The organism is Actinomycetota bacterium, from assembly GCA_005774595.1.
In the GTDB taxonomy this organism is placed as follows: Bacteria; Actinomycetota; Coriobacteriia; order Anaerosomatales; family D1FN1-002; genus D1FN1-002.
Genome location: VAUM01000089.1, coordinates 1 through 6,590, shown reverse-complemented (window position 1 = coordinate 6,590; position 6,590 = coordinate 1). Strand labels below are relative to the sequence as shown.

Below are 6,590 nucleotides of genomic sequence, written 5' to 3'. Positions count from 1 at the left end.
CGGCGGCGTTCCGCGTGACGGGGCCGGCGGGCGTGACGGTAGTCCCGGCCGGCGTGGACGAGCGCCTCGTGGTGGAGGGCGCGCTCGGGAGCGTGGTCGTGCGCGTGAGCGGCGGCGACGCGTGGGTCGAGAGCGCCGACTGCCCGGACCAGGTGTGCGTGCACGGCGGCCGCATCAGCGGCGGCGCGATCGTCTGCGCCCCCAACGGCGTGGTCGTGCGCTCAGAGGGCGGTGACGCCGATGCGCTCGACGCGCGTTCGCGCTAGCGCCGCCTCGGTGCTCGTCCGCACGGCGCTGCTCGCCGCGCTCGCTGCCGCGATCGGCTACGCCGAGGCGGCGCTCCTTCCCGCGCTGCCCGTGCCCGGCCTGAGGCTGGGGCTGGCAAACGTCGCCGTGCTCGTGGCGCTCGTGTCGCTCGGGCGTCGCCCGGCGCTGGCGGTCGGGGCCGTCAAGGTGCTTCTCGTCGGGCTCGCCACCGGCGGGCTGCTCGGGCCGTCGGGCGCGATGTCGGCGGCCGGCACGCTCGCCGCGTGGGCCGTCGCGTGTCTGCTCGACGCCGCCGGCGAGCGCTTCTCGCCGGTCGGCCTCGGCGTCGGCGCGTCAGCGGCGCACGTCGCGGCGCAGTTCGTGGTGGCGTGCGTGCTCACGGGGTCACCCGCCCCGCTCCTCCTCCTGTCCCTGTCCCTCGCCGCGAGCCTGCCCGCGGGGCTCGCCACCGGGTACTCCGCCCGTCTCCTGGTCTCCCGCACCCCCCTCACGCAGGTGTCCGTCGGCGTGTGAGGAGGTGGGCGCGTGGCGCCCCGCGTACCCGGACCGGGCGGCAGCGCCCGGGACGCCCTGCTGTCCGGCGCCGTCGAGGCGCTGACCGACGCCGACGTGGTCGGCGTGCTCCTCGGCGAGGAGGGCGCCGGCGCGCTCGCGGGCGCGTTCCTCGCGTCCCATCCGATCCCCGACATGCTGTGGCGGGCCCGCGGCGAGGACCTCACGCGGCTGCCTGGTGTCGGGCCGGCCGCCGCAGCGCGGGTGCTCGCCGGCCTCGAGCTGTCGCGCCGCGCCGCGGCGTGGGGCGCCGGGCGCGACCCGGTGATCTCGGGCCCGGAGGACGTGGTCCGCCTGTGCGGCCCGCAGTTCCGGGGCCTGGACCGCGAGCACTTCTGGTGTCTCGCGCTGAACACGAAGAACCGCCTGCTCAGGATGGTCGAGGTCTCGGTGGGGTCGCTCTCGGCATCGATCGTCCACCCGCGCGAGCTGTTCCGCGACGCGGTGCGCGTGTCGGCGGCCTCGGTCGTCGTCGTGCACAACCACCCGTCCGGCGACCCGACCCCGTCGGGCGCCGACATCCAGCTCACGCGGCGCCTGCAGAAGGCCGGCGACGTGCTGGGCATCGAGGTGCTCGACCACGTCGTTATCGGCGACGGGGGAGCGCACACCAGCCTGAGGGACGCTGGGCTGATGTAGCGGCCGACGCCTCTACCTGCGGCGATGATGTGTGCGCGACAGCCCGCGGCACCCTCTTGTGGTAGACTTGCACGGATTCGGGCCCGAAAAGGGTCGGCTCGCGCACGCGCTGTTGCGCGGGGTCCCGATGAAGTAAGGGGAGCGCTCTTGTCGCTCATCGACATGTTCTTCAACTCGTGGGGCGGCGACATGGCCGTCGACCTCGGAACCGCGAACACGCTCGTCTCGGTCCGCGGCCGCGGCATCGTGCTCACCGAGCCGTCCGTGGTCGCGATCGAGGAGAAGTCCAAGCGCGTGCTCGCAGTCGGCATGGAGGCCAAGCGCATGCTCGGCCGCACGCCCGGCAGCATCGTCGCGATCCGGCCCCTCAAGGACGGCGTCATCGCCGACTTCGAGGTCACGGAGGCCATGCTGCGCTACTTCATCAGCGCCACGCGGGTGAAGCGGTTCCCGTGGCAGCCGAAGCCGCGCGTGATGGTGTGCGTGCCGTCGGGCGTCACCGAGGTCGAGAAGCGCGCCGTGTACGAGGCCACGATGCAGGCCGGCGCGCGCCACGCGTACCTGATCGAGGAGCCGATGGCCGCCGCGATCGGCGCGGGGCTGCCGATCCAGGAGCCGACCGGCAACATGGTGGTCGACATCGGCGGTGGGACGACCGAGGTCGCGGTCATCTCGCTGGGCGGCATCGTCATCGCCCAGTCGATCCGCATCGGCGGCGACGAGTTCGACGAGGCGATCATCAACCACCTCCGCCGCGAGTACAACGTGCTCATCGGCGAGCGCACTTCCGAGGAGATCAAGATGTCCATCGGCAGCGCGTTCCCTCTGCCCGAGGAGCTCGACGCGGAGGTGCGCGGCCGCGACCTGGTCACGGGCCTCCCGCGCACGCTCACCATCTCCTCCGAGGAGATCCGCACCGCGGTCGAGGAGCCGATGGCCGCGATCATCGCCGCCATCAAGGGCTGCCTCGAACAGACGCCGCCCGAGCTGTCGAGCGACATCATGGAGTTCGGCATCGTGCTCACCGGCGGCGGTGCGCTGCTCAAGCAGATCGACGAGCGCATCAGGCATGAGACCGGCATGCCGGTGCACGTGTCCGAGAACGCGCTCATCAACGTTGTGCTCGGGTCCGCGATGGCGCTGGAGGAAGAGGACGTCCTCAAGCAGCTGCGCCGCCGCGACTCGCGCTAGGAGGCGGAAACACGCCCCCATGGCCGGTCCCCAGCCCGAACAGAGGCCTGCCAGCCCGTGGCTGCTCGTCGGCGCGGTCGCGCTGTCGCTCGTGCTCGTGACGGTCTATGTCAAGGAGGGCGACCGCGGTCCGCTCCACCTGGTCCGTCGCGGCGTGCAGGCGGTCGCCGCGCCTGTTGCGGCGGTCGGTGACTGGGTGACGTGGCCGGTGCGTGCCGCCACCACCTGGGTGGGCGGCTTCACGATGTCGAAGGCCGACGTAGCCGAGCTGCAGGCGCAGAACGCCGAACTTCGGAAGCGCAACGCCGAGCTCGAGGAAGCGAGGCTCGAGAACGAGCGGCTGAAGAAGCTCGTCGGGTTCGCGGAGGCCGCGGGCCTCGACGCGAAGGGCGCGCACGTGATCGGCCGGCCGAGTTCGACCTGGGAGGGCGTCGTCGTGCTCGACCTCGGCTTCGAGGACGGCGTGACCACCGGCATGCCGGTGCTCTCGGCGCAGGGGGTCGTGGGCCAGGTGGTCGAGTCCACGCTCGGGTCGTGCCGCGTGCGGCTCATCACCGACCAGCGCTCAGGCGCCGCGGCGCTCGTCCAGCGCACGCGGGCGACCGGCGTGTTGCGAGGCTCGGTCGACGGGGGCCTGACGATGGACTTCGTGGACCGCAAGTTCCTGCCGCAGCGCGGCGACGTGGTGCTCACGTCGGGCCTCGGCGGCGTCTATCCGAAGGGGCTGCTCATCGGCGAGGTCGTCGACGTCGACGCGCGCCCCGGCGACCTGTTCCCCGACATCGTCGTGGAGTCGAAGGTGCCGTTTGCGAGCCTCGAGGAAGCGCTCGTGCTTGTCTCGGCGCCGCCGGCAGTGGAAGGGGGGGCGGGCGAATGAGGCGCGCGCTCCCGGCCACGCTGGCCATACTCGCGGCCGCAGCGCTTCAGGTGGGCATCGCGCCCCACGTCGGCATCGGCGGCGTCGTGCCGAACCTCCTGCTGCTCGTCGTCATCACGCTGGCGTTCATGGAGGGGTCCCAGGCGGGCATGGTGGCCGGCTTCTCGGCCGGTCTGCTGCTCGATCTCCTCGGCACCGGCCCCGTCGGCGCCTGGGCCCTTGTCCTCGCGGTCACGGGCTACGTGACCGGCCTCGTGGCCGCGAACCTCTTCGCCGAGGGGTGGCTGCTGCCGGTGACCGTGGCGGCCGTCGCGTGCCTGCTCGCCGAGGGCGCGTACGCGTTCGAACTCACCATGTTCGGCGAGGGCGCGAACCTCGCCGGTGCGCTGCTGACCAAGGTCCTGCCGGGCGCGGTCTACAACGCGGCGCTGGCGCTGCTCGTCTACCCGTGGCTCGCCCGGGCGATGCGCCGCGAGCCGCGGCTGACCGAGTTGCGCCGGATCGGGTAGGGGGCGCCCGTGTCCGAGTTCCGCGAGCGGCTCAAGCCGCGCTTCGCCGCCTTCGGCCTGCTGATCCTCGTCGCGCTCGCCGCTCCCGCGCTGCGGTTGTGGACGATGCAGATCCTCAACGGCGACCGGTACGCCGCCAAGGCCAAGGACAACCGCGTCCAAGAGGTCTTCATGGACGCGCCGCGCGGCCGGATCCTGGACGCCAAGGGTCGTCCGCTCGTCTCGAACCGGCCGTCGCTGGCGGTGCTCGTCTCGCCGACGATCGCCCACGCGGCCCGGGGCAAGGACAAGGCGGCGAAGGCCGAGGCCGACCGGCTCCTGAACGACCTGTCGGCGCTGCTCGGCGTTTCGCGGGCGGAGATCGTCGAGCGCCTGTCGTCGGTCAAGGAGGCGCCGCTGGAGCCGCGCATCGTCGCCGTCGACGTCTCCGACGAGCCGGTCGCCTACCTCGCGGAGCACGAGGCGCAGTTCCCCGGCGTCGAGGTGCGCGTCGTCGGCGTGCGCGACTATCCCCAGGGCGGGCTCGCCGCGCACGTGCTCGGGTACACGGGCGTCATCTCCGAGGACGAGATCTCCGACCTCGGTGAGCAGGGCTATCAGCCTGGCGACATCGTCGGCAAGTCCGGGGCCGAGAAGCAGTTCGAGTCGGTCCTGCAGGGCGACCACGGCCGCCGCCTCATCGAGGTCGACGCGCGCGGCAAGCAGCGGCGGATCATCTCCGAGAGCGAGCCGGTCTCCGGTCGCGACGTGCGGCTCACGATCGATCTGGACGTCCAGAGGGTCGCGGAGTCTGCGCTCGCCAACGCGATCGAGGACGCTCACGACCAGGGGTACCCGAAGGCCAAGGCGGGCGCCGCGGTCGTGCTCGACGTCGACACGGGCGAGGTCATCGCGATGGCTTCGGCGCCGACCTACGACCCGCGGCTGTTCATCGGCGGCGTGGAACGCGGGGAGTGGGCCCGCCTGAACGCGGCGGGCAGCGAGTATCCGCTCAACAACCGGGCGATCATGTCTGCGTATCCGCCGGCATCCACGTTCAAGGTGGTCACCGGGATGGCGGGCCTGCGCTACGGCATCACGTCGGAGTGGCGCACCTTCGACTGCGCCGGCAAGTGGGTCGGCATGGGTGAGCAGTGGAAGAAGTATTGCTGGAAGAAGACCGGCCACGGCACGACGTCGTTCCACAACGGCATCGTGTACTCGTGCGACACGGTCTTCTACGAGATCGGGCACGCGTTCTACAAGGACGGCGGCGAGAAGCTCCAGAAGGTCGCCCGCGAGTTCAACCTCGGCAGCCGGACCGGCATCGACCTGCCCGGCGAGGTGCCGGGGCGCGTGCCCGACGCCACGTGGAAGGCCGAGTTCAACAGGGACTACCCCGAGTACCGCGCGTGGTTGCCCGGCGACACGGTCAACATGGCGATCGGCCAAGGCGACATGCTCGCCACGCCGTTGCAGATGGCGGTCGCCTACGCCGCGATCGCCAACGACGGGACCGTCATCCGGCCGCGCGGGCTCGCCGCGGTCCTCGGCCCCGCCGGCAAGGCCGGGCTGGAGTCGTCGGTCGAGACCGCGGGCGCGGTCGATGCCCAGCCGGCGCAGTTCGCCATCAGGCGGCGAGCGCTCGAGGACGTGACCGAGCGGGGTACGGCGAGGGGTGCGTTCGCCGGCCTCCCGCGCCGCGTGCTCGGCAAGACCGGCACCGCCGAGGTGTACGGGAAGGACGACCTGGCGTGGTTCGTGGCCCTCGCGCCCGCCGAGGGCCCGAAGTACGCGGTCGCGGTGGTCGTCGAGCAGGGTGGCCACGGCGGGTCGGTCGCCGCGCCCGCGGCCCGCGAGGTCGTCGCGCAGTTGCTCGGCCTGCCCGTCACGCACGTCCGCGCGCACGACGAGTCGAGGTGATGGCGTGCAGGACCAGGGGCTGAAGCGCATCACCCGGTACGTGCCGCTGCCGTTCGTCGCCGCGATCATCGGCCTGCTGGCGTACGGCGGCGTCATGGTGTGGTCGGCGACCTCGGGCATGAAGGGCGGCGGCGGCATGTTCGCGCGCCAGATGGCGGGCATGGGCATCGGCTTCGCCTTCCTCGCGCTGGCGTGGGTGACCGACTACCGCCGTTTTCTCGGGTGGCTGGGGCCGATCCTGTTCGCGGCCGCGTTCCTGGTGATCGCGCCGCGTATCCCGGGGCTCGGAGCGTCGGCGAAGGGCGCGACCTCATGGTTGCAGGTCGCCGGCGTGCGCCTGTTCCAGCCCTCCGAGCCGGCCAAGCTGCTCTTCATCATCGTGCTCGCATCCGTGGTCGCGCGCTTCAAGGGCGAGATCGGGACCTTGCGGGAGGTCGGCACCGTCGTCACGTACGTGGGGGCGGCGCTCGTGCTGATCCTGCTGCAGCCCGATCTGGGCACCGGCCTGGTGTTCGTCGCGATCACCGCGGGGATGCTGATCGTCGGCGGCCTGCGCGGCAGGTGGTTCGCGGTCTTCGCGCTCGTGGCGGTGTTGTTCGTCGTGAGCCTGAGTGTCTTCGAACCGCCGGGCGACCGCGGCCTGCTCGCCGAGT

General features: G+C 72.2%; 8 protein-coding genes. All 8 read left to right on the top strand.

Annotation, left to right across the window (positions count from 1 at the left end; all coding sequences use genetic code 11):
- A partial coding sequence (locus FDZ70_05080; GenBank protein ID TLM77871.1) for a hypothetical protein occupies positions 1–266 on the top strand: 266 nt, incomplete at its 5' end.
- Positions 241–780, top strand: a complete 540-nt coding sequence (locus FDZ70_05075; GenBank protein TLM77870.1) for a Gx transporter family protein — start codon at positions 241–243, stop codon at positions 778–780. The genes FDZ70_05080 and FDZ70_05075, both read left to right, overlap by 26 nt.
- 12 nt (positions 781–792) lie before the next feature.
- Entirely contained in the window at positions 793–1,458 is a 666-nt protein-coding gene (radC, locus tag FDZ70_05070; protein TLM77869.1) for a DNA repair protein RadC, read from the top strand.
- Between the two features lie 162 nt (positions 1,459–1,620).
- Positions 1,621–2,649: a rod shape-determining protein gene (locus FDZ70_05065; GenBank protein ID TLM77872.1), complete on the top strand. Its 1,029-nt coding sequence runs from the start codon at positions 1,621–1,623 to the stop codon at positions 2,647–2,649.
- Positions 2,528–3,526: a rod shape-determining protein MreC gene (mreC, locus tag FDZ70_05060; protein ID TLM77868.1), complete on the top strand. Its 999-nt coding sequence runs from the start codon at positions 2,528–2,530 to the stop codon at positions 3,524–3,526. Before FDZ70_05065 ends, mreC begins: the two co-directional genes overlap by 122 nt.
- Positions 3,523–4,035, top strand: coding sequence for a rod shape-determining protein MreD (gene mreD, locus FDZ70_05055; GenBank protein TLM77867.1), 513 nt, complete (start codon positions 3,523–3,525; stop codon positions 4,033–4,035). The genes mreC and mreD overlap by 4 nt, the downstream gene beginning before the upstream one ends.
- A gap of 9 nt (positions 4,036–4,044) precedes the next feature.
- Positions 4,045–5,937: a penicillin-binding protein 2 gene (mrdA, locus tag FDZ70_05050; protein ID TLM77866.1), complete on the top strand. Its 1,893-nt coding sequence runs from the start codon at positions 4,045–4,047 to the stop codon at positions 5,935–5,937.
- 4 nt (positions 5,938–5,941) lie between these two features.
- On the top strand, positions 5,942–6,590 hold a 649-nt coding region (locus FDZ70_05045), incomplete at its 3' end, for a hypothetical protein (GenBank protein TLM77865.1).